General features: G+C 72.3%; 22 protein-coding genes and 1 pseudogene. 11 read left to right on the plus strand and 12 right to left on the minus strand.

Annotated elements, in window-relative coordinates; all coding sequences use genetic code 11:
• Positions 1-28: 28 nt before the first annotated feature.
• Positions 29-1,564 (plus strand): ATP-dependent DNA ligase, encoded by a 1,536-nt coding sequence (locus ABD339_RS28720; protein WP_344570092.1) that lies wholly within the window; start codon positions 29-31, stop codon positions 1,562-1,564.
• An 86-nt stretch (positions 1,565-1,650) separates the two neighbouring features.
• Here ABD339_RS28720 and ABD339_RS28725 read toward each other — a convergent pair whose 3' ends face one another.
• The 5 genes and pseudogenes from ABD339_RS28725 to ABD339_RS28745 all read right to left on the minus strand — a co-directional run bounded on the left by ABD339_RS28725 (position 1,651) and on the right by ABD339_RS28745 (position 5,848).
• Positions 1,651-2,058, minus strand: a complete 408-nt coding sequence (locus ABD339_RS28725; RefSeq protein ID WP_344570052.1) for an HIT family protein — start codon at positions 2,056-2,058, stop codon at positions 1,651-1,653.
• A gap of 19 nt (positions 2,059-2,077) precedes the next feature.
• Positions 2,078-2,863 (minus strand): aldo/keto reductase, encoded by a 786-nt coding sequence (locus ABD339_RS28730; RefSeq protein WP_344570093.1) that lies wholly within the window; start codon positions 2,861-2,863, stop codon positions 2,078-2,080.
• A gap of 304 nt (positions 2,864-3,167) precedes the next feature.
• Positions 3,168-3,473, minus strand: a pseudogene (locus tag ABD339_RS28735) (cytosine permease); the annotation flags it as partial.
• Positions 3,474-4,047: 574 nt separating this feature from the next.
• Entirely contained in the window at positions 4,048-5,004 is a 957-nt protein-coding gene (locus ABD339_RS28740) for a universal stress protein (RefSeq protein WP_344570053.1), read from the minus strand.
• A gap of 313 nt (positions 5,005-5,317) precedes the next feature.
• The gene (locus ABD339_RS28745; protein ID WP_344570054.1) at positions 5,318-5,848 is read right to left on the minus strand and encodes a ferritin-like domain-containing protein; all 531 of its coding nucleotides are present in this window, start codon (positions 5,846-5,848) and stop codon (positions 5,318-5,320) included.
• 170 nt (positions 5,849-6,018) lie between these two features.
• On the opposite strand from ABD339_RS28745, the gene ABD339_RS28750 reads away from it, so the two are divergent.
• Together ABD339_RS28750 and ABD339_RS28755 are read left to right on the plus strand one after the other, a co-directional pair.
• Positions 6,019-6,675, plus strand: a complete 657-nt coding sequence (locus tag ABD339_RS28750) for a TetR/AcrR family transcriptional regulator (protein WP_344570055.1) — start codon at positions 6,019-6,021, stop codon at positions 6,673-6,675.
• Positions 6,676-6,745: 70 nt separating this feature from the next.
• Positions 6,746-9,124 (plus strand): HelD family protein, encoded by a 2,379-nt coding sequence (locus tag ABD339_RS28755; RefSeq protein WP_344570056.1) that lies wholly within the window; start codon positions 6,746-6,748, stop codon positions 9,122-9,124.
• Here the strand turns inward: ABD339_RS28755 and ABD339_RS28760 are convergent.
• Positions 9,062-9,259 (minus strand): hypothetical protein, encoded by a 198-nt coding sequence (locus ABD339_RS28760; protein WP_344570057.1) that lies wholly within the window; start codon positions 9,257-9,259, stop codon positions 9,062-9,064. The two genes, ABD339_RS28755 and ABD339_RS28760, sit on opposite strands and share 63 nt — an antisense overlap.
• A gap of 216 nt (positions 9,260-9,475) precedes the next feature.
• Here ABD339_RS28760 and ABD339_RS28765 point away from each other — a divergent pair, with 216 nt between their 5' ends.
• Together ABD339_RS28765 and ABD339_RS28770 are read left to right on the plus strand one after the other, a co-directional pair.
• Positions 9,476-9,718, plus strand: coding sequence for a DUF397 domain-containing protein (locus tag ABD339_RS28765; RefSeq protein WP_344570058.1), 243 nt, complete (start codon positions 9,476-9,478; stop codon positions 9,716-9,718).
• Positions 9,719-9,976: 258 nt separating this feature from the next.
• Positions 9,977-10,885, plus strand: coding sequence for a helix-turn-helix domain-containing protein (locus ABD339_RS28770; protein ID WP_344570059.1), 909 nt, complete (start codon positions 9,977-9,979; stop codon positions 10,883-10,885).
• Positions 10,886-11,036: 151 nt separating this feature from the next.
• Here ABD339_RS28770 and ABD339_RS28775 read toward each other — a convergent pair whose 3' ends face one another.
• Together ABD339_RS28775 and ABD339_RS28780 are read right to left on the minus strand one after the other, a co-directional pair.
• Positions 11,037-11,873, minus strand: a complete 837-nt coding sequence (locus ABD339_RS28775) for an SAM-dependent methyltransferase (RefSeq protein ID WP_344570060.1) — start codon at positions 11,871-11,873, stop codon at positions 11,037-11,039.
• Between the two features lie 151 nt (positions 11,874-12,024).
• A complete protein-coding gene (locus tag ABD339_RS28780) occupies positions 12,025-12,477 on the minus strand; it encodes an ATP-binding protein (RefSeq protein WP_344570061.1) in 453 nt (150 codons plus the stop codon).
• A gap of 324 nt (positions 12,478-12,801) precedes the next feature.
• Here ABD339_RS28780 and ABD339_RS28785 point away from each other — a divergent pair, with 324 nt between their 5' ends.
• The 4 genes from ABD339_RS28785 to ABD339_RS28800 all read left to right on the plus strand — a co-directional run bounded on the left by ABD339_RS28785 (position 12,802) and on the right by ABD339_RS28800 (position 16,705).
• Positions 12,802-13,659: a helix-turn-helix domain-containing protein gene (locus ABD339_RS28785; protein WP_344570062.1), complete on the plus strand. Its 858-nt coding sequence runs from the start codon at positions 12,802-12,804 to the stop codon at positions 13,657-13,659.
• A 3-nt stretch (positions 13,660-13,662) separates the two neighbouring features.
• Positions 13,663-13,923, plus strand: coding sequence for a DUF397 domain-containing protein (locus tag ABD339_RS28790; RefSeq protein WP_344570063.1), 261 nt, complete (start codon positions 13,663-13,665; stop codon positions 13,921-13,923).
• Positions 13,924-13,953: 30 nt separating this feature from the next.
• Positions 13,954-14,778 (plus strand): SAM-dependent methyltransferase, encoded by an 825-nt coding sequence (locus tag ABD339_RS28795; protein WP_344570064.1) that lies wholly within the window; start codon positions 13,954-13,956, stop codon positions 14,776-14,778.
• 115 nt (positions 14,779-14,893) lie between these two features.
• Entirely contained in the window at positions 14,894-16,705 is a 1,812-nt protein-coding gene (locus ABD339_RS28800; RefSeq protein WP_344570065.1) for an acyl-CoA dehydrogenase, read from the plus strand.
• A gap of 35 nt (positions 16,706-16,740) precedes the next feature.
• Here the strand turns inward: ABD339_RS28800 and ABD339_RS28805 are convergent, their stop codons facing one another.
• On the minus strand, positions 16,741-18,291 hold the full coding sequence (locus tag ABD339_RS28805; RefSeq protein WP_344570066.1) for an FAD-dependent oxidoreductase: 1,551 nt from the start codon (positions 18,289-18,291) through the stop codon (positions 16,741-16,743).
• Positions 18,292-18,550: 259 nt separating this feature from the next.
• Between ABD339_RS28805 and ABD339_RS28810 the strand changes: the two genes are divergently transcribed.
• Both ABD339_RS28810 and ABD339_RS28815 read left to right on the plus strand, forming a co-directional pair.
• Positions 18,551-19,744 carry a DUF6227 family protein gene (locus tag ABD339_RS28810; RefSeq protein ID WP_344570067.1) on the plus strand — a complete coding sequence of 398 codons (1,194 nt, stop codon included), beginning with the start codon at positions 18,551-18,553 and terminating at the stop codon, positions 19,742-19,744.
• Between the two features lie 204 nt (positions 19,745-19,948).
• Positions 19,949-21,358 carry a transglycosylase family protein gene (locus ABD339_RS28815; RefSeq protein WP_344570068.1) on the plus strand — a complete coding sequence of 470 codons (1,410 nt, stop codon included), beginning with the start codon at positions 19,949-19,951 and terminating at the stop codon, positions 21,356-21,358.
• Here ABD339_RS28815 and ABD339_RS28820 read toward each other — a convergent pair.
• From ABD339_RS28820 to ABD339_RS28830, 3 genes are read right to left on the minus strand one after another with little or no spacing between them, the layout of a single operon-like run.
• Positions 21,315-22,076 (minus strand): ABC transporter ATP-binding protein, encoded by a 762-nt coding sequence (locus ABD339_RS28820; RefSeq protein ID WP_344570094.1) that lies wholly within the window; start codon positions 22,074-22,076, stop codon positions 21,315-21,317. The genes ABD339_RS28815 and ABD339_RS28820 overlap by 44 nt on opposite strands.
• A 41-nt stretch (positions 22,077-22,117) precedes the next feature.
• On the minus strand, positions 22,118-23,248 hold the full coding sequence (locus ABD339_RS28825) for an ABC transporter ATP-binding protein (RefSeq protein WP_425576126.1): 1,131 nt from the start codon (positions 23,246-23,248) through the stop codon (positions 22,118-22,120).
• Positions 23,245-24,045, minus strand: a complete 801-nt coding sequence (locus ABD339_RS28830) for an ABC transporter permease (protein ID WP_344570096.1) — start codon at positions 24,043-24,045, stop codon at positions 23,245-23,247. The genes ABD339_RS28825 and ABD339_RS28830 overlap by 4 nt, the downstream gene beginning before the upstream one ends.
• Positions 24,046-24,127 lie beyond the last annotated feature (82 nt).

Genomic DNA, 24,127 nt, shown 5'->3' on the forward strand with positions numbered 1-24,127 from the left:
GCTTGCGCGCATGGGCGACCATGGGGCCATGCTGCTGGCCGACATCGCACACACATCCAAGGACGTCGCGGCGGCCTCCGCACGCAACGCGAAGGTGGCGCTCCTGGCCGGGCTGTTCCGGCGCGCCGAGCCGGCCGAGGTGCCGGTGGTGGTCACCTATCTCGCGGGACGGCTGCCGCAGCGCAGGACCGGAGTCGGCTGGAGCGCGCTGCGGGAGCTGCCGCCACCCGCCCCGGAGGCCACCCTCACCATCGCCGGGGTGGACGAGGCGCTGAGCCGGATCGCGGCCATCGGCGGCAAGGGCGCGCAGGCCGAGCGCAGGCGCCAGGTGGGCGAGCTGCTGTCGGCAGCGACAGCCGAGGAGCAGCATTTCCTCGTCCGGCTGATCGGCGGCGAGCTGCGCCAGGGCGCGCTGGACGCCTTCGCCGTCGAGGGTCTGGCAGCCGCCGTGGGCGCCGAGCCGGGCGAGGTGCGGCGGGCCGTGATGCTGGGCGGCTCGCTGGGTGCCGTGGCCCGCGCGCTGCTGGCCGAGGGCCCCGGGGCACTGGCGCTCTTCCGGCTGGAGGTGGGGCGCCCGGTCCTGCCGATGCTGGCGCACACCGCGAAGGACGTGGACGAGGCGCTGGACAAGCTGGGGCCGTGCGCCGTGGAGGAGAAGCTGGACGGTATCCGCGTCCAGGCCCACAAGGACGGCGAGGACGTACGGATCTACACCCGCACCCTCGATGAGATCACCGGCCGGCTGCCCGAGGTGGAGGCGGCCGTACGGCGGTGCGGCGCGGTGCGCGCGGTGCTGGACGGCGAGGTGCTCGCGCTGAAGGAGGACGGCTGGCCCCGGCCCTTCCAGGAGGTGTCGGGACGGGTCGCCTCCCGGCTGGATGTGGCGGGCGCGAGCAGCGAACTGCCCCTCTCCGCCGTCTTCTTCGACCTGCTCTCCCTCGACGGCCGCGAACTGCTCGACCTGCCGTACATCGAACGGCACGCCGCGCTCGCCCGGGTGCTGCCCGCCGGACTGCGGGTGCGCAGGCTGCCCGTTACGCGCCCCGGGGACGCGGAAGTGCGGGCGGAGGCGCGGAAGTTCGCCGAGGAGGTGTTGGCGCGCGGACACGAAGGCGTGGTGGTCAAGGGCCTGGATGCCGGGTATTCGGCCGGGCGTCGGGGTGCCTCCTGGCTGAAGGTGAAGCCCGTGCACACTCTGGACCTGGTGGTGCTGGGCGCCGAGTGGGGGCACGGGCGGCGCGCGGGGAAGCTGTCGAATCTCCACCTGGGGGCGCGGCGCGCGGACGGGACCTTCGCGATGCTCGGCAAGACCTTCAAGGGTCTCACCGATGTGCTGCTGGCCTGGCAGACCGAGCGGCTGCGCGAACTGGCGGCCGTCGAGGAGCCGTGGGGGGTGCTGGTGCGGCCCGAACTGGTCGTGGAGATCGCCTTCGACGGGGTGCAGCGCTCGACCCGCTACCCGGAGGGTGTGACGCTGCGCTTCGCCCGGGTGCTGCGCTACCGCGACGACAAGCGGCCCGAGGAGGCCGACACGGTGGAGGCGGTCAGCGCGCTGCTGCCGTGACCGCCCGCCCCCAGCCGGTTCTCGCGGCCGGCTCCCGGCGGCTGAACGTCATCGCGTGCGGGCCTCCCGAACGTGCCCGGGCGCCTTCAGAACTGTGCGCGGATCTTCGCGGCCACCCGCCGCGCCTCCGTCGCATCGGTGTAGGGGTTGCGCGGCCAGAAGAAGCCGCGCAGCCCGTCCTTCTTTCTGCGCGGCACCACGTGCACGTGCAGGTGCGGCACGGACTGGCTGACCTTGTTGTTCGTCGCGACGAACGACCCGTCCGCCTCCGTACCCCGCTCCACGGCGCCGGTCACCCGGCGGACCGCGCTGAAGTACGGGCCCACGGACTCCTCCGGCAGATCGGTCAGCGTCTCCACGTGGGCGCGCGGCACGATCAGCGTGTGGCCGGAGAAGACGGGCCGCTGGTCCAGGAAGGCGACGACGGCCCCGTCCTCGTAGACCCGGTGGGCGGGCTGCTCACCGTCGATGATCTTGCAGAAGGCGCACTCCATACCGCTCCCCGCCCGCCGGTCAGTTCTCGGTGTTCGGATCGGGGCCGACACGCTCGCCCGTCTCCAGCCCCTGGAGGGCGCGCACATCCTCCCCGTCCAGCTCGAAGTCGAAGACCTCGATGTTCTCCTTGATGCGGGAGGGGGTCGCGGACTTGGGGATGACGACGTTGCCCAGCTGGAGGTGCCAGCGCAGCACCACCTGGGCGGGGCTCCTGCCGTGCTTCTCCGCGGCCCGGAGCACCACCGGGTCGTCCAGGACCCCGTTTCCGCGGCCGAGCGGCGACCACGCCTCGGTGGCGATGCCGTGCTCGGCGTCGAAGGCGCGCAGCGCCGACTGCTGGAGCCTGGGGTGCAGCTCGATCTGGTTGACGGCCGGTACGACGCCGCTCGCGTCGAGGAGCCGCCGCACGTGCTCCGGCTCGAAGTTGGAGACGCCGATGGCCTTGGCACGGCCGTCCGCGTGGATCTCCTCCAGCGCCTTCCAGGTCTCCACGTACTTGTCGCGCCGGGGCAGGGGCCAGTGGATGAGGTACAGGTCCACGTAGTCGAGACCGAGCCGTGCCAGGGAGGCGTCGAAGGCGCGCAGCGCGGTGTCGTGGCCGTGCTCGGTGTTCCACAGCTTCGTCGTCACGAACAGTTCGCCGCGCGGGATGCCCGACTCGTGCAGGGCCCGGCCGGTGCCCGTCTCGTTCTGGTAGAGCGCGGCGGTGTCCACGCTGCGGTATCCGGCCTCCAGCGCCGTGGAGACAATCGCCTGGGCCTCGCCGTCGGGCACCTTGAAGACGCCGAAGCCGAGTTGCGGCATCGCCGCTCCGGTGTTGAGCGTGACGGCGGGGACGCGTGCGTTACTCACTGTGACCTCGGCTCACTCGGGGCTCCGCTTGCCCCTCCATTCACTCATACGGAACCCCTGGCCACACCCGGGCGAGCCCACCTCCTGCGGCCGGGCGCGCCCGGCGCCCTACGCTCCCGGTGCGTTCGCGCGGGCGACACCTTCGCCGACCACGCTGTCCGCGGCCCGGGCGGTCGCGGGCCGGGCGGTCGCCGACCCCGCTCCCGGCGGACGCGTTCTCGCGGGGTGCGTTCTCGCGCGGCGCGGGCAACACGGCGAACAAGACCATGCCGGGGAAGTAGTTGCCCCGCACCCCGAACGTGGCCCGCGAGAGCATCGCCCCCGGCGCGCCGCCCCACTTACCGGAGACGGCCAGCAGCCCCACCAGCCCGAAGGAGACCGTGCCCGCGACGGCCGCCGCGAGCAGGACCTGCCAGAAGTTGAGGCCGTTGAAGACCACGAGTCCCGCGCCCATGGTGAGCAGCAGCACGCTGATGTCGGCGGCGACCCAGGTCGGAAACAGCTCCCGGACCCCGCCGCGCCGCTCATGGCCGGGCACGGGCTCGATGCCCCGCGTCTCCACGGCACGGCGGACCGGGGCGGGGGTGCCGGTGGCGTGGGGAGAGCCGGGGGAATGCGGCGGGTTCGGAGAGTGCGCCGAGGAGGCGTCATCGTCGCCGGCTACGCCGGGGGCAGCTGCCGTGGGAGGGGCTCCGTGCGTGGTTCTCTGGTGCGTCGTGCGTCATTGCCTGGCCCTGACCAGGACCGCGGCGACTACGCGCGTTGCGGGGCCTGCTCCATCGCACATACCCACACGATCGGCTCCGGGCCGCTGGGGCGATCCTCCGAGCGGGGACGCGGGGCGCCGCCGTGGACGCTGTGAGCCCGCGCGTGCCGGGGATCGCGTGCTGTAGCTCGCGCGGGTTGCGGGGTTGCGGATCGCGGGCCCGCACGCGTCGGCGGGCGGGCCCGCAACCGTGGGCGCGGCGACAGCGGGCGGAGCTGGAGCCCCGCCGCGCCCCGGACAGGCGGCACGAGCACCCCGTAGGCCGGTTCGGCACCGCCGGGCACCGCCCGACGCCCGCCCGCCAGCGTCGTCGGGACACTCTCCGTCGCGGCGGAAAGCGGCGGAAAGCGGCGGAGAAGTGGGGACAGGGCTATGTGCGGGGGGCCTTTGTGGGGGCCGGGGGGACGGGAACCAGGGCCACGGAGCAACGGGCGTGCTGGAGGACCGCGTTGACGACCGGTCCGACCTGGAGACCGAGGCGCCGGTGCTCGCGCCGTACGCCGAGCACGATCAGCCCGGCCTGCGCACTCAGCTCGATGAGGTGCTCCGCCGCCGGGCCCCGGTGCTGCTCGGGGACCGTCCGCACCTCGGGGTGCCGTTCCTGGAAGGGGGCGACCGCCTCGCGTACGAACGTCTCCGCGGACTTGCCCGCCTGTGCCGACTCCCTCTCGCGCTCCCGCTCTTTCGGCGGCCTCTTCATCCCGAGGGCGGGCAGGACGGGGTGGGTCCAGGCGTGGACGACCCGCACGGCCGAGCCGTCGCGTGCCGCCTCCTCGAAGGCGAAGCCGACCGGCTCGGTCGCGCCGGACCACTTGAGCCCGACGATCGTCTCCCCCGGCGTCCCCTCGGTCTCACGCTCCTCCCCTCGTACGACCAGCAGCGGTCCGGCGGCGTGGGCGGCGAGCCGGAGGCTGACGGAGCCGAGCAGCAAGCCCCGGAATCCGCCGTGGCCGCGCGTGCCGACGACCGTGAGGGCCGCGGTGTGGCTGGCGCGTACCAGCGCGTCGGGCGCGGGCTCGCTCACTCCCGAGGCGGTGACCAGAATGCCGGGCACCCGGGCGCGGGCCCGCTCCGCCGCCGCTTCGGCGACCTCGTGACCGGCGTGCCGCATCCGTTCCCTGTCGCTGTCGGTCTCGGGGACCACGCTGCGGCGGGGCGGTACGGCGCCGCACAATACCTCCAGCTCGACGCCTCGGCGCCCCGCCTCGTCGGCCGCCCTGTCCAGGGCGCGGAGCGAGTGGGGGGAGCCGTCGACTCCCACCACCACCCGTTCGGAGGCGGGGGCGTGCGCGGGCGTCCCGCCGGGGCGCTCGTTGGTCTCCGTCATGTCCGTCCTCTCCTCGCGGCCTCGCGTCGCTGCGCGGGTACCCCGCCAGTGTGGGACACACGGGGTCGCTGCGGGAGGAGACGCGGTGAATTCGCGACGGCCGTCCGTCCGGCGAACACCCGGCCGCAACGGCGTGTCACGACGACCCGTCAAGGGGCCATGGCCGCCCGTCCGTTGGCCCTCCCCTCGGTGGTCCTTCGCACGGTGGGTTCCCGTCCGGCGGGAAGGTGGGGGGCGTGGCGGAGTGCGAGGGCGTGGCGGAGGCGGGGCCTACCGGGGCGCGCCGTCAGGCGCCGGTGCTGCGGTGCGGGCGTCAGCGCTGCGGTTCGAGGAAGGTGAGCATGTCGTCGGCGTGCTCTTCCTCCTTCTCCAGGACGTTCTCCAGCACCCGCCGGGTCGTGGGGTCGGCCGTGCCGATCCAGTTGATCATCTCGGTGTAGGAGGCGATGGCGATCCGCTCGGCGACGAGATTCTCGCGGATCATCTCGGTCAGGTCCGTCGAGGTGACGTACTCCGAGTGCGAACGGTCCAGCAGGCGGGAGGGGTCCATCAGCGCTTCGCCGCCGAGTTGGTAGATGCGCTCGGCGAGCTGGTCGGCGTGGCCTTGTTCCTCGTTGGAGTGCTCCAGGAACTCCGCGGCGACCGGCTCCGAGTCCAGCCCCTTGGCGGCGAAATGGTGCTGGCGGTACCGCAGTACGCACACCAGCTCGGTGGCCAAGGCAGTGTTCAGCAGGTCGATGACCTTCGCGACGTCGGTGCCGTATGCCGTGGTCACCGGGCCGTTCATGATGCCGTCGCGCGCGCGTTCCCGGAGCGTCTGTACGTCGGTGAGGAAGTCAGGCATGGCCATGTCCCTGTCGTTCGCGAGCGGTCCGCTGGGTGTTCCCTCACGGGTTTCCGTCCACTACAGCAGCACCGGTAACAAGCCGCAAAGGGAGAGGAACGGTACATACACGGCTCACGTAACCGAGGAATAAACTTAACTCGGTTATATTTCCTGCTACCCTGCGCACCATGAGCGAGAACCCCACGGGGCTGCGCGAGCGCAAGCGGCAGCGCACCTACCGGACGATCTCCGAGGCCGCTATCGCCCTCTTCCTGGAGAAGGGCTTCGCCGCCGTGTCCGTCACCGAGATCGCCGAGGCGGCCCAGGTCTCCAAGCCCACCCTGTTCCGCTACTTCCCCTCCAAGGAGGACATGGCGCTCTACCGCTTCGCCGACCACGAGGACGAGGCCGCCCGGGTGGTCGCGGCCCGCGCCGGGGGCACCGCGCCCCTCGACGCGCTGGAGACCCACTTCCTGACCGGACTGGCGGCCCGCGACCCGGTGACAGGTCTGTGCGACGCCCCAGAGGTGCTGGCCTTCCACCGGCTGCTGTACGGCACGCCGAGTTTGGTCGCCCGGCTGCACTCCTACACCGCGCGCTCCGAGGAGGCGCTGGCCGGCGAGCTGGCGAAGGCGGGCCCCGGGCACGCGGCCCCCCGTGCGGACCTCCGGCTGACGGCGCGGCTGGCGGCGAGTCAGATCGTGGCGGTCCAGCGGGTGCTGGCAACCGAGAACTGGCGCCGGATCTCCGAGGGAGCGAACGCCGAGTCCCTGTACGCCCAGGCCCGCGCGGACGCCCACCACGCCTTCGCGCTGCTGCGCTCCGGCCTCGCTCCGTACGCCTGACCGGCGGACGCCGAGCCACGAACAGCGGAGTCGGGGCGACGGACAGCTACCGGAGAAAGGAGAAGACCCCATGACCGGGGAGCACGCCGCGCGTGACGGCGACACAAGTCCGCGCGGCGAACTGGCCGCCGAGCGCGCCTATGCGACCTTGTGCCGCGCCGCGCTCGACCGTACATCCGAGCTGGCGCAAGACCGCGTCGAGGAGGGAGCCGGCGTCCTCACGGGCCGGCACTCGGGCGAGAGCGCGGGGGAAGGCGTGGCCGCCGACGGCGCGAGCGCCGAGGCTCTCGGCCGTCAGCTGCGCAGCCGGGCCGAGGAGTGGCGGGAGGAGCCTCCGGGGCCGCCCTTCTTCGGACGGCTCGACTTCGTCGAGGACGCCCCGGACGGAGACGAGGACCACACCGGGGAGAGCGGAGAGACCGGGGAGAGCGAGCCGGCGGGGAAGGCTACCCGGGGAGGGCAGGACAGGCAGGGCGCGGGCGAGCACCGGGGGCAGCGCTACTACATCGGACGCCGCCGGGTCAGCGAACATCCCGCCTCGCCGCCCCTGGTGCTGGACTGGCGCGCTCCCGTCTCCCGGGCCTTCTACCAGGCAACAGCCCTGCACCCGCGGGGCGTCAAGGTCCGCCGCCGCTTCGGCTGGGCGCCGGGCGGCACGGGCGAGGCCGCAGACCTGACGGGCATGGAGGACGAACCGCTCGCGAACGCCTCCCTCGGCGACGAGCCGGAGTCGGGCACGGAAACGGGCAAAAGCACGGGCGCCGATGCGGCGGCGGGCGACGGCAGTTCGGGGGCGCTCGTCCGTGCGAGCCGGATCCTGGCCGGCGAGATCGAGCGGCCCCGGGTCGGGCCGATGCGCGACATCGTCGCCACCATCCAGCCGGAACAAGACGACCTCGTCCGCGCGGAGCCCGGGAAGTCGCTGTGCGTCCAGGGCGCGCCCGGCACCGGCAAGACCGCCGTCGGCCTGCACCGGGCCGCGTATCTGCTCTACACCCACCCCCGCAGGTTCGAGCGCGGCGGCATGCTGGTGGTCGGGCCCAACAGCGCCTTCCTCGGCTACATTTCCGCGGTGCTGCCCTCACTGGGCGAGGTGGGCGTGCGCCAGTGCCGGGTGGAGGACCTGCTGCCCGGCCACCCCGTGCGCGCCGAGGACAGTCCTGAGGCGGTGCGGGTCAAGCACGGCGCGGCGATGGCGGCCGTACTGCGCCGCGCGCTCTACTCACGAGTCCGGCTCCCGCGCGAGCCGCTGGCCGTGCCCGACGGCTCCTACCGCTGGCGCCTGGGTGAGGGCGAACTGCGCGCCGTCGTCGAGGAGACGCTCGCCCAGGCACCGCCGTACGAGGTGGGCCGGGAGCGGGTGCGGGCCCGCACGGTGGCGCTGTTGCGGTCGCGGGCCGAGCACCGCGCCGGGCCACCGGACGGGGCCTGGCTGCGCAAGATGGGCAGGTCGAAGGCGCTCAGCGGCTTTGTGGACGCGGTGTGGCCCCGGGTGAGACCCGAGGAGGTCGTCGCGCAACTCCTGGGCGACGCCGAAGTGTTGGAGTCGGCGAGCGTGGGCCTGCTCAGCATCCCCGAGCGCGAGGCGCTGTTGTGGAGCAGGCGCCGTCCGCGTTCGGCCCGTACGGCGCACTGGTCGCGGGCGGATCTGCTGCTGCTGGACGAGACGGCGGGGCTGCTCGCACACCCGGCGGAGAGCTTCGGCCATGTGGTGGTGGACGAGGCCCAGGACCTCTCCCCCATGCAGTGCCGCGCCCTGGCACGCCGCAGCCGCTTCGGCTCGCTGACCGTGCTTGGCGACCTGGCGCAGGGCACCACGCCGTGGGCGGCGCGCGACTGGCCCACACAGCTCGCGCACCTGGGGGTGCCGGAGGCGCGGGTGGTCCCCCTGACCACCGGGTTCCGGGTGCCGGCCGTACTCGTCGAGGTTGCCAACCGGCTGCTGGCCTCCCTGGAGGTGCGGGTACCGCCCGCGCGGTCCCTGCGCCGCGACGGGGAGCTGACGACGTCGCGGGTTGCGGGCGATGCCGCACTGGTGCGGGCGGTCACCGAACGGGTCGAGTCCGCGCTCGGGCGGGAGGGTTCGGTCGCGGTGATAGCGGACCGGGAGCGCGTGGAGCCGCTGCTGTCCGCCCTGCGCGGCGCGGGACTTGCCGTGGGCGGCCCCGGCGGGCGGGGCAAGGACGGGCCCGGAGCGGCGGCCGGGGGCGGAGTACTGGAGCGGGTGGTGGTGCTGCCCGCCGACCTGGCCAAGGGGCTGGAGTACGACCACGTCGTACTGGCGGAGCCCGCTCAGATCGCGGAGAGCGGCCCGCGGGGCCTTGAGCTGCTCTACGTGGTGCTCACCCGCGCGGTCTCACGGCTGGACGTCCTGCACGCGCGGGAGCTACCCGAGGCCATGGCGGGCCGGGGCGGGCCCGGCCGAGGGCACAACAGTGGGGCCGGCTGAGACGAAGTCCCGCAACCAGTCGGGCCGTTCGGCGATCTCCAGCAGCAGGAGCAGCCGCGCCAGCGGGTGTTCCAGACCGAGGTCATCGTCCACCGGGCCCTCCTGCGCGGGGCGTGCGGCGCCTTGTGTGGTCACTGTGGCTCCTGTTGACGGGGGGCAGCGGTGCGCGAACTCCGCTGATTCAGGGGGGAGTTGCGTAATGGCTGGACTACAGAGGGCATTGTCGCGGTACCGCACTTACTTCTGCAAGTACATCTGCACTTACAGATGCAAGCACGTCCGACTGTGAGACGCTTCCCCACGTCGCAACCGCCCACGGGGGCAGAGCAAGTGATGTAGGGAGAGACGTACATGCAGATCGAGAACGGCATCGAAGCCACCCGGATCGAAGGCGCTGTGTGGCGCAAGAGCCGTCGCAGCAATCCGAACGGCAACTGCGTCGAGGTCGCTTCACTCCCGGGCACGGGGGTTGCCGTGCGCAACTCCCGGTTCCCCTCGGGACCGGCCCTCGTCTACACACCCGCTGAGATCGCGGCCTTCGTCCAAGGCGCCAAGGACGGGGACTTCGACGATCTTCTGAACCCCCAGGACTGACCGGGCCGGACCGGCCCGCCTGTCCGGTCAGGCGGGCCGGTCCGGAGCAGTCCAGAGACAACGGCCGCGCACGGCGGCGTCATCGCCGCCGCCACATGTCACGGGCATGTGGCGGCGGCACTCGTATCCAGCACACTCAGTCGGCACACACAAGCGGCATGCGTCATCGGCACACGTAACCAGCATGTCTGTACGCCCGGATGGCCTAGTGGGACACTGAGCATCCGGTCAGTCACTCAGGGAAGCAGGGCGGGCGCGATGTCAGCAGAGCCGCGGCGCGAGGCGTCGGTCGGACGCATCCTCGACCACCCCAGGGGCGGTCCCACGATTTTGCGTATCGTCCTGGGCACTCAGCTGCGGCGGCTGCGCGAGGCACACGGGATCACCCGCGAGGCGGCGGGCGAGGCAATTCGCGGCTCGCACGCGAAGATCAGCCGACTGGAGCTGGGCCGGGTCGCCTGCAAGGAGCGGGACGTCGCCGACCTGCTGACGCTCTACGAGGTGTGGGACCCGAAGGAGCGCGAGGAGTACCTGGCCCTCGCGCGCCAGGCGGGCACCCCGGGGTGGTGGCAGAAGTACAGCGATGTGATGTCGCCGTGGTTCGACCGTCTCATCGGTCTGGAGGAGGCCGCCTCCGTCATCCGCATGTATGAAGTGCAGTTCGTTCCGGGACTGCTCCAGACGCGGGATTACGCACGCGAGGTCATCAGACTCGGCCATCCCAGAGACGACAAGCGCCAGTCCGAGCGCCGGATCCAGCTGCGCATGGAGCGCCAGTCGATCCTGGAACGGCCGCACGCGCCCCGGCTGTGGGCCGTGATGGACGAGGCGGCGCTGCGGCGGCCACTGGGTTCGCGCGAGGTGATGCGCGAGCAGCTGCAACACCTGATCAAGGCCACGCGGCAGCCCAACATCACGCTCCAGATCGCCCCGTTCAACATCGGCGGCCTCGCCGCAGCGGGCGGGCCGGTGACGATACTGCGCTTCCTGGAGCCCGATCTGCCCGACATCGTCTACCTGGAGCAGCTGACCAGCTCTCTCTACCTGGACAAGCGCGAAGAGGTGGAGGGCTACATGGTGGTGATGGACCGGCTGTGCGCGATGGCCGAGCCGCCCGCCAGGACGGCGGCCTTCCTGGAAGGGCTGCTGAGCGAGTACGACGGCTGACGCCACTTCGAGTACGCACGGCCGGGAGTACGCACGCCGGCTCAGGCCCGCCCCGGGTATGGCCGACTCCGGTCCCCCTCCGCGCAGGGCAGCTCGCGACCGCCCCCGAGCGTGGCCCGCTGTCCGGCTACAGTCCGCGGGCCACGCCTCGCTACGGCTTGCGGGCCACTCCCCCGTACTCGAACCACTCGTCGGTGAGCTGACGCGGCCCCACCTCGGAATCCCGCCGCCAGTCGTCGATCCTGCCGAGGCCCGGGTCCAGCACTTCCAGGCCGTCGAAGTAGGCGTCGATCTCGTGCGGTTCGCGCACCCTGCCCCACTGTCCGCCGGTGCTGCGGTCCATGAACTCGGTGACGAAATCGCGGGTGCTCTTGTCGTGGCTCACCAGCTGGTTGACGACGACGAAGCTTCCCCGGGGGAGCCGCTCCATGACGCGGCGCACCAAGGCGGCCGGGTCCGAGGCGTCGGGGATGCAGTGCATCACGGAGACGAACAGCGCGGCCACCGGCTGGTCGCGGTCGAGCAGTCTGCGCACTTCCGGATGCTCGAAGATCTCGTCGGTGGCCCGCATGTCGGCCTGGATGACGCTCGTCAACGCGTTCTCCTCCAGGAGCGCGCGGCCGTGTGCCAGCACGATCGGGTCGTTGTCGACGTAGACGACGCGGGATCGGGGGTCCACGCGCTGGGCGACCTGGTGGACGTTGTCCTGCGTGGGAAGCCCTGATCCGTGGTCCAGGAACTGGCGTACGCCGTAGTCCTCGGCCAGGATGCGCACCACGCGCTGGAGGAAGCGCCGGTTGTTGAGCGCGAGGGGCTTGGTGCTGGGGACCTTCTTGTCCAACTCCGCCACTGCCTCGCGGTCCACAGCGTAGTTGTCCTTGCCGCCGAGGTAGAAGTCGTACATCCGTGCCACGCTCGGCACGGTCACATCCACTGACTGCTGCGGCTCTCGTCCTTCGGGACCGGAACCGTCTTCTTCTTGCCGCATGCGCGCCCCACCGTTGATTCACCGCACGACCGTTTCACCGCACACCCTCCCCCGGGTGTGCCACGGGTGTGCGTGCCGTTACGCGGAAGCATCCCACGCCGAGCAGGTCCAGGCCACGCCAACTGGCGTTTACCTGACCGGAGATGGCGGATCAGCAGGTGCCCAGCTCGGCCCACACCACCCGGCCGCACCTCGCGCCGCCCACTGTGACCCCCCACCGCTCGGCGAGGGCGCCGACGAGCTGCAGGCCGCGGCCGTTCACCTCATCGGGGGTGGCGCTGCGGGGCTGGGGGGCGCAGTGCTCGGCGCCTTCGTCGCTGACCTCTATGCGCAGCCGCTCCCCGTCCAGGTGGAGGCTGCAGCCTATGCGTCCGCTGTCGGTGTGCAGGACGGCGTTGGTGACGAATTCGGAGATCACCAGCTGTGCCGTATGCCCCAGATCCTCGGGGAAGCCCCAGCGGCGCAGCTGGCCGCCGACGTGGGCCCGCGCCTGGGAGACGGAGGAGGTGTGCGCGGGCAGCTCGAAACCCTCCCGCCGTACTGCCCCGGCCGGGTGGGCCGGGTGCGGCGGAGCGAGCTGCGCGGGGGGAAGCGAGGAGGCCACGAGCGGTACGCCTTCCGTCTACCTGTGGAGGGAGGGGACGGCTGCCGGTTGACACCGCGCACATCGTCTCGTCGTGCGGCACGCGTGGGGAGGCCGGGGGGCGGCTGGCAGGCCCTCCGGCGACGCGGACGATACGGTGCGGCTCCGGTGCCGCAGCCTCATGAGCTGGGTCACGTTGTTCACTATGCGCCGCATCCTTCACAGATGGCAAGAGGAGTTCTGCAATTCGCAGAATCGGATGGGCAGTATGGCTGCTGCACGGCAGCCATGGCACACTTCTGACGCGACAGGGTCCGCTAGGGGAGGCAATCAGAGGAGGGCACAGTGGCCGAGGCCCGTTCCGCACCAACTGTGGGGCAGATAGTTCTCGGCCTGCGGCTGCGGGAGCTGCGCGAGCGCGCGGGATGCTCCTTCAACGAGGCCGCGTACGCACTGAGTGTCAACACGACCACTGTGCGACGCATGGAAAAAGCCGAGGTCGGCCTCAAGCCGCCCTATGTGGAGAAGCTGCTGAAGGTCTACGGCCTCTCCGAGGAGGAGACCGATTCCTTCCTCTCCCTGGTGGAGGAGGCCAACCGTCCCGGGTGGTGGCACGGCTTCCGCGATGTGCTGCCGGCCTGGTTCAGCCTCTATGTGAGCCTTGAGGGCGAAGCCAGCCTGATCAGGGCCTATGAACCACACTGCGTACCCGGGCTGCTCCAGACCGAGGACTACGCGCGCGCACTGCTGCGCACCGGGTTCCCCGGAGCCGACGAGGAGGAGCTGGACCGCAGGATCGCGCTCCGTATGGGCCGCCAGCGGCTCCTCGATGGACCCCAGGCCCCGGTGCTGTGGGCGGTGCTCGACGAGCAGGTGCTGCGGCGCCACGTGGGGTCGCCCGCGGTGATGCGGGCGCAGATCGACCGGCTCATCGAGCTGATCGCCCGGCCGAACATCACGCTCCAGATCATCCCCTTCACCTCGGGTCCGCACCCCGGCATGTTCGGGCCCTTCCAGCTCTTCCGCTTCGACATCCCGGAGCTTCCGGACATCGTCTACACGGAGAACCTGACGGGCGCCGCGTATCTGGACGAGCGTCCGGACACCGCCGCCTATCTGGAGGTGCTGGACCGCATGGGCGCGCAGGCCGCGCCGGTACCACACACCGAGGCCGTCCTCGGTGAGATCCGCAAGGAGTTCTGAACCATGGGTCACACAGGCCACACACGCCACATATACAACGGCATGCCTGCGAAGGACCTCGGCACCGAGGGCTGGCAGAAGCCCTGGAGCGGCACCAACGGCGGAAGCTGCGTCGAGGCGATGAAGCTCGGCGACGGGCGCGTCGCGCTGCGGCAGTCGACGGACCCGGAGGGGCCGGCGCTGATCTACACCACCCACGAGTTCGAGACCTTCCTCCGGGGCGCCAAGCAGGGCGTGGCCGATTTCCTGCTGGCCTCCGACTGACCGTCACCACCGGAGAACGGAGAGGCCCGCATGACCGCACAGGAGAACGCCCCGGGGATCGACACGACCAAACCCCACTCGGCACGGATGTACGACTACTACCTCGGGGGGAAGACCCACTACGAAGTGGACGTACGGGCGGCGGAGGCGGTCATCGCCACCGTGCCGTTCGCCGGGGCCATGGCCCGCGCCAACCGGGACTTCATGATCCGCTCGACCCGATGGCTGGCCGCCGAGCGCGGTGTGCGGCAGTTCCTGGACATCGGCAGCGGCATTCCCACCGAGCCGAACCTGCACCAGGTGGCACAGGCCGTCGCCCCCGACTCGCGGGTGGTCTACACCGACAGCGACCCGATCGTGCTCCAGTACGCGCAGGCGCTGCTGCACAGCACCCCGGAGGGTCGCACCACCTACCTCCAGGCGGATGCCGCGAATCCGGAGACGATCCTGGACTCGGACGAGCTGCACTCCACCCTCGACCTGACCCGCCCGGTGGCCCTGTCGGTCAACGCGCTCTTCCACTTCGTCCCCGACGAATGGGGCCCCTACGAGATCCTGCAAGGGCTGTTGCAGCGGCTGGCGCCGGGCAGCTTCCTGTGCCTCACGCACGCCACGGCCGAGGTCGAGGACGTCGAGCTGGCGGCCCTCGGCAAGAAGGTCGAGGAGATATACGCCAAGGGCGGTACGGCGCTGCGGCTGCGCGAGCGCGCCGAGATCGCGCGCTTCTTCGAGGGGCTGGAGCTGGTCAAGCCCGGGATCACCATGGCGCACGACTGGCGCCCGGAGCCCGGCATGGTCTCCGAGCTGAAGGACGGCGAACCCAGCATGCTGGCGGGGGTCGCGCGCAAGCCGTGATCCGCAGCCCCGCACGGCGGCCGGGGCCCGTTGACAGGGCGGGCCCGGCCGACCGAGCATAAGCGAGCGCTTAGGAATTGCCCTGAGTGCCTCGCCCCGGGATCGGATCACCGTCATGGCCACACCCTCGCTCCTGCTCTCCCGCCGCGATCTCGACTTCCAGCTCTACGACTGGCTGGACATCGAGGCGCTGACCCGGCGCGAGCGCTACGCGGAGCACTCCCGGGAGACTTTCGGTGACGCCCTCGACCTGAGCGAGCGCATCGCCGAGCGGCACTTCGCCACGCACAACAAGAAGAACGACCAGGAAGAGCCCTGGTTCGACGGGGAGCGCGTGCACACCCTCCCGGAGGCGGCCGAGGCACTGAGGGTGTTCGCCGAGTCGGGGCTGCTGGCGGCCTCCATGGACGAGGAGTCCGGCGGCATGGGCATGCCGCACACCGTGGCGACGGCCTGCTTCAGCTACTTCCAGGCGGCCAACGTGGGCACCGCCGCCTATCCCTTCCTCACCCTCGGCAACGCGCGCCTGCTGTGCGCGCACGGCTCGCCCGAGCAGATCGACACCTATGTGCGGCCCATGCTGGAGGGGCGGTTCTTCGGGACGATGTGCCTGTCCGAGCCGCAGGCGGGCTCCTCCCTCGCCGATGTGGCGACCCGGGCCGAGGAGCGGCCGGATGGCACCTACCGGCTCTTCGGCACCAAGATGTGGATCTCCGGCGGCGATCACGAACTGGCGGAGAACATCGTCCATCTCGTGCTCGCCCGCATCCCCGGCGGGCCGCCCGGGGTCAAGGGGCTGTCGCTGTTCATCGTCCCCAAGTACCTCGTCGGCCCGGACGGCGGCCTCGGCGAGCGCAACGACGTGGTGCCCGCCGGGCTCAACCACAAGATGGGCTACCGGGGCACCACCAACGCCCTGCTCAACTTCGGCGAGGGCGCCCGCCACCGGCCCGGCGGTGAGGCCGGCGCCGTGGGTCACCTGGTGGGCGAGCCGCACCGGGGCCTCGCGTACATGTTCCACATGATGAACGGCGCGCGGATCGGCGTGGGGGCGGGCGCGATGGCGCTCGGCTACACCGGATACCTCAAGTCCCTGCGCTACGCGCGCGAACGCCCCCAGGGCCGCCCGCCGAGTGCGGCCGGCAAGGACGCCTCCACCCCGCAGGTGCCGATCGTCGAACACACCGACGTACGCCGCATGCTGCTCGCGCAGAAGTCGTACGTGGAAGGGGCGCTCGGGCTGCTCCTGTACTGCTCGCGGCTGGTGGACGAGCAGCAGTCCGCCGCCACGGAGGAGGAGCGCGCCCACGCGGGGCTGCTGCTGGACGTGCTGACCCCCCTCGCCAAGAGCTGGCCCTCCCAGTGGTGCCTGGAGGCCAACAGCCTCGCCATCCAGGTGCACGGCGGATACGGCTACACGCGGGAGTACGACGTCGAGCAGCACTACCGGGACAACCGCCTCAACCCCATCCACGAGGGCACCCATGGCATCCAGGGCCTGGACCTGCTGGGCCGCAAGGCGGTGATGCGCGACGGGGCCGGCCTGCGCGCGCTGGGGGCCGCCATCGACCGGACGCTGGAGCGCGCGACGGCGGCAGGCGGCGAGGCGGAGCGGCTCGGCGCCTCGCTGCGCGCCTCCTGGGAGCGGGTGACGGCGGTGACGGCCCGGCTGTGGGAGAAGGGCGACCCGGCGGTGGCGCTGGCCAACTCCTCCGTCTATCTGGAGGCGGTCGGCCACGTGGTGGTGGCCTGGATCTGGCTGGGACAGTTCCTGTCGGCGGGAGAGGGCGAGGAGGACTTCCTGCGGGGCAAGCGGCAGGCGGCCCGCTACTTCTTCCACTCCGAACTCCCGCGCACCGGCCCGCAGTTCGACCTGTTGGCGGCGCTGGACACGGTAGCGCTGGAGACCGACCCGGCCTGGCTGTGAGGACCCCGGTCCGTCCTCCCGGAGCCTCACTCGCCTCACTCCTCGCCGAGGTCGCGCTGCTCCAGCGGGCGGGTCGCCGGGCCCTGGATCACCGAGCCGTCCGTACCGAAGCGCGAGCCGTGGCAGGGGCACTCCCATGCCGCCTCCTCGTCGTTGAACCGCACCAGGCAGCCCAGGTGGGTGCAGCGGGGGGAGACGGCGCGCAGTTCGCCCTCCGGCGTACGGTGCACGGCGCACCGGCGACCGCGTACCCGCACGATCGCCCCCGTACCGGGCGGGATCTCCTCGACCGAGTCCAGGTACGAGGGGCGCAGCCGGTCGCCCACGAAGCGGCGTGCCACGGCCGACTGGAACCGCAGCAGCGCGGGCGCCTCGCTCGGGCGCAGCCGGACAGGGTCGTACAGCCGTGCCCAGGGCGGCAGTTGTCCGCCCGTGATGTGCGCGGCCAGCAGCTGTCCCGAGAGCACGCCCGAACTCATCCCCCAGCCGCCGAAGCCCGTGGCGACATAGGCGTGCTGTGCCGCCGGGTGGAAGCGGCCGATGTAGGGCACACGGTCGGAGGTGTCGTTGTCCTGCGTCGCCCAGCGGTGGGCGAGCCGCGCACGGGGGAAGTGCTCGTACGTCCAGGCGGCGAGGCGCTCGTAGCGCGCTCCGACCGACCCTATCCCGGTCATCCCGGGGGTGAATTTCTCGCCCGTGACGATCAGCAGCCGCTGCCCGTCCTCGAAGGGGTAGGGCGCGGTGCGTACCGAGCGCGTGCTCCGTTCGGGGGTCAGGTAGGTGCCGCCCGGGTCCTCCGACTCGGGAAGCAGCGCGGAGATGACCAGTTCCCGGCGCGGCTCAAGCCGGGAGAACATCAGTGCCCTGTCGAAGACCGGGTAGTGCGTGGCCACCACCACGTCGCGGGCCACGACCTCGCCGCCGTTCTCCGCCAGCAGCCGGCAGGGCTCGCCCTCGTCCAGTGCGACGATCCGGGTGCGCTCGTAGAGCAGTCCGCCGGCGCCCTGTATGGCGGCCATCAGGCCCAGCAGGTATTTGCGGGGGTGGAACTGCGCCTGGTCCTCGACCCGGACGGCCGCGTGTACCGGAAAGGGGAGTCCGGTGCTGGTCACATAGGAGGCGGCCAGCCCCGCCGCCGCGGCGGCCTCCGCCTCCTCCCGCACCTCCTCCTCGTGCTCCCCCGACTCGACGTAGGTGTAGGCGGGCACCCGCTCCAGCTCGCACTCGATGTCCAACTCCCGTGCGGTCGCGGCGAGATGCTCGACCGCGCCCTGCTGGGAGCGCGCGTAGTGGCGCGCCTCCTCCTCGCCCCTGCTGGAGCGCAGCCGGCCGTAGAACAGGCCGTGCAGTGCGGAGAGTTTGGCGGTGGTGTGCCCGGTGACGCCCGCAGCCATCCGGTCGGACTCCAGGACCGCGACGCTCCGGCCGGCCCGTGACAGCTCCCAGGCCACCGAGATACCCGCCATTCCGCCGCCCACCACGGCCACGTCCACCTCGACCGAGCTGTCGGAGGGCAGGGGTGGGCACATCGTTCCGGTCGCTGAGAGCATCCAGTAGGACTCGTATCCGACGGGCAGTGTCGTCACCGCCGTGCTCCCTCCGTCGCCCGGCCCGGTCTCGGCCGAGAGATCACGCGTTCGTGTCCACAGTGTCGTTCCCTCTGGGGGGTTTCTCACCCACAGTGAACTGTTCTTCGAGCTACCCCAATCCGGCCGAAAACACCCTTGCCCTGGGGTTTTCTCCGCGAGAATTTGCCGAAACCGGCCCCCGCACGGCTGTTGGGCGCTACGGTGTGTGCCCGCGGGGATCGATCGGTTGTTGGCTGTACACCGGGAGGGTTCCGCGATGGGCGAGGGAAGGCACCTGTCTCCTGCTCACCACCTCGACAAGCTGCTGACGCGCGCACAGAATCCCTTCGACGTCTCGGACGGGGTCCTCGAACGGCTGCGCGGCGCGGTGATGTTCCAGGTCGAACTGCACAGCTGGCGGCACCGCAACACCCCGTCGCCCGCGCTCCGTTGCAGCAGCTTCCGCCATATCTTCCTGCTCGCCGACGGCAGCAGCCTCGTGCTGTGGGAGCTGTGTCACGACAGCGCCGGGGCGGGCGACGCCGGCAACACCGTGCTGTACGAGGTGTACGACAGCGCGGAGGCGCTGCACCGCTCGGAGCGCCGGGTGCACTCCTGGATGGGCCGCGAGGAGTCCGGCGCGCCGGACCACCCGGGCACACCCGGTGCGCTCGGCAGGACGGATCCAGGCGGCGAGCCTGCCGACGGCGGCGAGGGCGCTCACGGCGGACCGGGCCGCCTGGCCGGCATGGGCGGTCCGGGGGACGCGGGGAGCCCGAGCGGCATGACGGGCGCCGACCCGTACGGCTTCGAGGGCGAGGACGGGGACGGGGACGGCCCGCCGGAGCACGGCCTCGGAGCGCGGGACCTGGAACACGGCTGGGAGGCGCACGCTCAAGAGGGCTTCGGCATCGAGGATTTCGGTCCTGCGGATTCCGGCTTGGCGGGGCACGAGCGGCACGAGGGGCCCGACGGGCCCGGGGACACCAGCGGGGGTCACGGCCGCACCGGCTCCGCCGACCCGTTCGCCTCTCCGGACCCCCTCGACCCCTTTACCGGAATCGGCCACGGCCCGGCGCACGTCTCCTACGACTTCCTCGACTGGGCGGGTCCGGCCCACGAGCGGCACGAGTACACCGAGGGCAACTCCCCCGAGCACGCCCGTCGGCTGCTGCGCCGCGCGGAGAACTCCGACCGGCCGGGCGAGGAGACGCTCAGGCTGCTGGCCACGGCGCTCGGCCACCACATCCTGCACGTCCCCAAGCCCCAGGCGCCGGACGCCGAGTGCCACGTGTGGTGTTCGGTCTACGAACACGCCTTCCTGCTCGCCGACGGCACCAAGGTCAGCCTCTACGAACTGGAGCACAATCTGACCGGAAGCGGACACCTGGTGTGCGAGGTGTACCTGGACGAAACGGTCGCGGATCAGGCGGCCCAGCGCCTCGCCAGGGACCGTGGCATCGACCTGTGAGCCCCCGTGCGATCCCGGTGAACCCGTGAGCCCCTCGGTGCGCCGTACGCATCCTCATGAACACCGCAGGTGGTGAACGCGCCCTCGCCGCATGCGCGTTGCCCCCCTTCGCACCCCCTTGTGACGCCGAAACCGGCGCCTCTATCGTGGGCCCGCCTCGCCCACGCCTCTGCCGTGGGCCGCCAACCACCGGAGGGACCGGCCATGTCCGCTCGTGGGCGCCACCGCCGCTACAAGCCCAGCTCCGTCCAGCGCGTCTCCCTGCGGGTGACGGCCGGCGGCGCCGGGATCGCGATCCCCTTCGCCGCGGCCCAGATCGCACACGCCGCCCCCCAGGACGCCTGGGAGAAGGTCGCGGCTTGTGAGAGCAGCGGAAAGTGGGAGATCAACACGGGCAACGGATACTTCGGCGGGCTCCAGTTCACCCAGAGCACCTGGCAGGCATACGGTGGCGGCGCCTATGCCCCGCGCGCCGACCTGGCCTCCAAGAGCGAGCAGATCGCCGTGGCGGAGAAGGTGCTGAGGGCCCAGGGCCCGGGGGCATGGCCCAACTGCGGGCCGCGCGCGGGACTCTCCCGTAGCGCCGCCGAACCGGGCAGGGCCCCGGCGCGGCAGGCGTCCGATGAGCACGAGAGCGCGCCCCGGCCGCGATCCGCCAAGGCATCCAGCCCCTCGCAGGCCGAGAAGGCCGGGGCGGCGAAGGCCCGAGCGGCGAAAGCGGCAGCGGACAAGGCGGCCGACAAGGCACGCTCGGAGCGCGCCGCGCGCGCGAAGGCCGAGCGCGGGAAGAAGCTGACGACCTACGAGGTGATCGGCGGCGACACCCTGTCGGGCATCGCCGACTCGAACCGCGTGAACGGCGGCTGGCAGGCCCTCTACGACGAGAACCGCTCGGAAATCGGCTCGGACCCCGATCTGATCCTGCCCGGCCAGCAGTTGCGCATGACGGGCTCGCCGCGCAGGACAGCGGCCGGGAGGCCCGCGCGGCCTGCCCCCGAGGAACAGCCGCGCACACCGCGGTCCCGGTCCACGGCACAGGACACGGACACGGACACGGCGCGGGATACGGCACAGAGCAAGCAGCGGGCCGACAAGGCCGAGGCCCATCAGCGCCGGTCCCAGCACTCCCAGCCGCGGAAGGCCCAGCCCCGCGAGACGCACCGGCAGGCCGACAAGGCCCCAGCCAAGGCTCCGCGGAAGGCGAGCCAGAGCGTGGTCGCCCCGGTGAACGGTGTCAACCCGACCACGGGCTACCGTGCGTCCGGCGGCAGTTGGTCATCCGGTCACCACACGGGCATCGACTTCCCCGTGGGTACGGGCACCACCGTCAAGGCCATGTCCGGCGGCAGGGTCGTCACCGCCGGCTGGGGCGACGCCTACGGGTACCAGGTGGTGCTGCGCCACAGCGACGGCAAGTACAGCCAGTACGGGCACCTTTCGGCGATCTCGGTGCGCGCGGGGCAGACCGTGGCGGCCGGCCAGCGCATCGGCCGCTCCGGCGCCACCGGCAACGCCACCGGACCTCATCTGCACTTCGAGGTCCGCACGGGTCCGGAGTACGGCAGCGACATCAACCCGCTGACGTATCTGCGGGGGCGCGGCGTCCGGATCTGAGAGCTTCGCCGCCGGCTTCGACTTCGGCGGACGCGTCGCCCGCTCCGTGCCGCTCGTCCTCCTGCCCGCCCTGGAGCGTCCGGTATGCGACCGTACGGTCGCACCAGCGCTCCAGGAGGGTGCGGTCGTGGCCCACAGCCAGCAGGGCGGCCCCGGTGCGCTGCCGGTAGTCCTCGACGACGGCCACCAGGGCCGCCGTGGTCGAGGCGTCCAGCATCGCCGTCATCTCGTCGCAGACGAGGATCCGGGGCCGCAGTGCCAGGGCGCGGGCCACGCAGGCGCGCTGGAGCTGGCCATCGCTCACCTCGTGCGGGCGGCGGGTCAGCAGCTCGCCCGTGAGGCCGACAGCAGCGGCCAGCTCCTCGGTGCGCCCGGCGGTCTCGGTCTTGCGTCCGGTGGCACGCAGGGGCTCGGCGATCAGTGCGGCGAGGGTCAGTCCGGGGTCGGCGGCCAGGCGGGGCTGCTGGAAGACGACACCGACAGCGGTGCGCTGGGCGCGGGGTGCCCGGTGCCGCCAGCCGGCCGCCCGCTCGCCGAGCAGGTGCACGGTGCCCGCGGAGGGGCGGTGCAGGAGGGCGGCGACCCGCGCCAGGGTGGACTTGCCGCAGCCGCTCGGCCCGAGGAGCCCGACGGCCTCGCCCTCCCGGACGCTGAGCGAGACGTCACGCAGTACGGGCGCCCGCCGGTCGTATCCGGCGGTGATGCCGCGCAGTTCCAGCCCGGGGCCCCCCGCAAGGGGTGCCGCCGCATCCGCGTTGCTCACGCCGCGCTCCCTTCGCCTGCGTTCTCCCGCTCAGCCGCGCCCGTGGGCCCCGCGCCCGGCGTGGTCGGCGCGCCGGGCGCCACCGGATGGTGGCAGGCCACCCCGTCCGTCAGGGCGGGTACGGTCGCGCAGGCGGCGCTCGCCCGTGCGCACCGGGGCGCGAACGCGCAGCCCTCGGGGAGGTCGCCCAGCTCGGGCGGTATGCCGGGGACGGGCACGAAGGCGCGCTCGGGCAGCGCCTCCAGCAGCCCGCGCGCGTACGGGTGCCGGGGGCCGGGCCGGCCGAAGAAGGCGTGCGCGTCGCAGAGTTCGACGATCCGTCCGGCGTACATCACCGCGACCCGGTCGGCGACGCGTTCGGCCGCCGCCAGGTCGTGCGTGATGATCAGCAGGCCCCGTCCGTCGTCCGCGTGTCCGCGCAGTTCGTCCACGGTCCGCTGGACCAGTTCGCGGTCCAGGCCCGTGGTGGGCTCGTCGGCCAGGAGCAGCGGCGCGTCCGCGACCAGCGCCAGCGCGGTCGCCGCGCGCTGGGCGAGGCCGCCGGAGAGCTGGTGGGGGTAGCGGTCCAGGTGTCCGGCGGGGAAGGCCGCCCGCTCCGCCGCGGCGCGGGTCGCCTCCGCGAGCGCCGGGCCGCGCGCTCCGGTCAGTTCGCGCACGGTCTCGCTCAGCTGGGCGCGTACGGTCCGCACGGGCGTCAGGTGGGCGGCGGGGCTCTGCGGCACGAGTCCGACGCGGCGTCCGCGCACGGTGCGCGCGAGCGTGGCCTCGTCGGCCGCCAGCAGGTCGAGCCCTCCGGACGCCGTCCCGCCGCCCGGACCGCCGTCGGTGTGGCGGGCGGCGCCGCCGTACAGCAAGGCCCGTCCTCCCGTGCGGGCGTTGCCGGGGAGCAGCCCCAACAGGGCGGAGGCGAGCACGGACTTGCCGCAGCCGCTCTCGCCGACCAGCGCGAGGCACTCCCCCGCGGCCAGGTCGAACGAGGCGTCCGTGACCGCGGCGATCTCGCGTCCGCCGCGCATCCGGAAGCGCACGGTCAACTCCCGTACGGCCAGCAGGATCCCGTCCGCCCGGCCCTCCTGCGGCGCCGTCTCACGTGCCGTCGTACGCGCGGGTGCCGTCCCCTGGGTCACAGCATCAGCTCCGATCGGCGGCGCGGGTTGATCCGCTCCCGCCACACGCCGGCCAGGCCCGCGAGGGCGAGGGTGGGCACGATGATGAACAGGCCGGGGAAGAGCGTGGGCCACCAGTCGCCGGCCAGCAGCGTGCCGCGCGCGTCCTGGATCATGTTGCCCAGGCTCGCCCGGTGGGTGGGCAGTCCGAGCCCGAGGAAGGAGAGCGCGGACTCGTGCCAGATGGCGTGCGGCACCATCAGGACGGCCGCGAGCCCGGCCTGGGGCAACACCCCGGGCAGCAGATGGCGTACGGCAACCCGCAGGCGGGATGCCCCGCCGGATATCGCCGCGTCGATGAAGGGCCGTGAGCGCAGCGAGAGCATCTCGGCCCGGACGATCCGCGCGGTGGACAGCCAGTGGGTCAGCCCCACCGAGACGACCACGGGCCAGACCCCGGGCCGGAACATGGCCACGATGAAGATGCCCAGCAGCAGGTGGGGCACGGAGGAGAAGACGTCCACGACGCGCATCACCATCCGGTCGGTCCTGCCGCCCGCCGCACCGGCCGCGGCGCCGACGGCCGTGCCGATGACGGTGGAGGCCAGCGCGGCCACGACGCCGACGAGCAGCGAGACGCGCAGCCCGTAGACGCAGCGCAGCAGCACATCGCGGCCCACGTCGTCGGTGCCGAACGGGTGGGCGGGGGACGGCGGCCGGAGCTTGTTCGCCATGTCCACCGCCTGCTCGTCCAGCGGGAAGAGCAGGGGGACGAGCACGACGGCGAGCACGACCGCGACGGCGACCGCCCCTGGCATCCACACCCGCAGGCCACGGCGGCCCCGCTCCGCGCGTGCCGCGCGGGCACCTCGTCCCTTGCGGGTGCCGCGCCGCCCCGGC

This window comes from Streptomyces axinellae (genome assembly GCF_039532135.1).
In the GTDB taxonomy this organism is placed as follows: Bacteria; Actinomycetota; Actinomycetes; order Streptomycetales; family Streptomycetaceae; genus Streptomyces; species Streptomyces axinellae.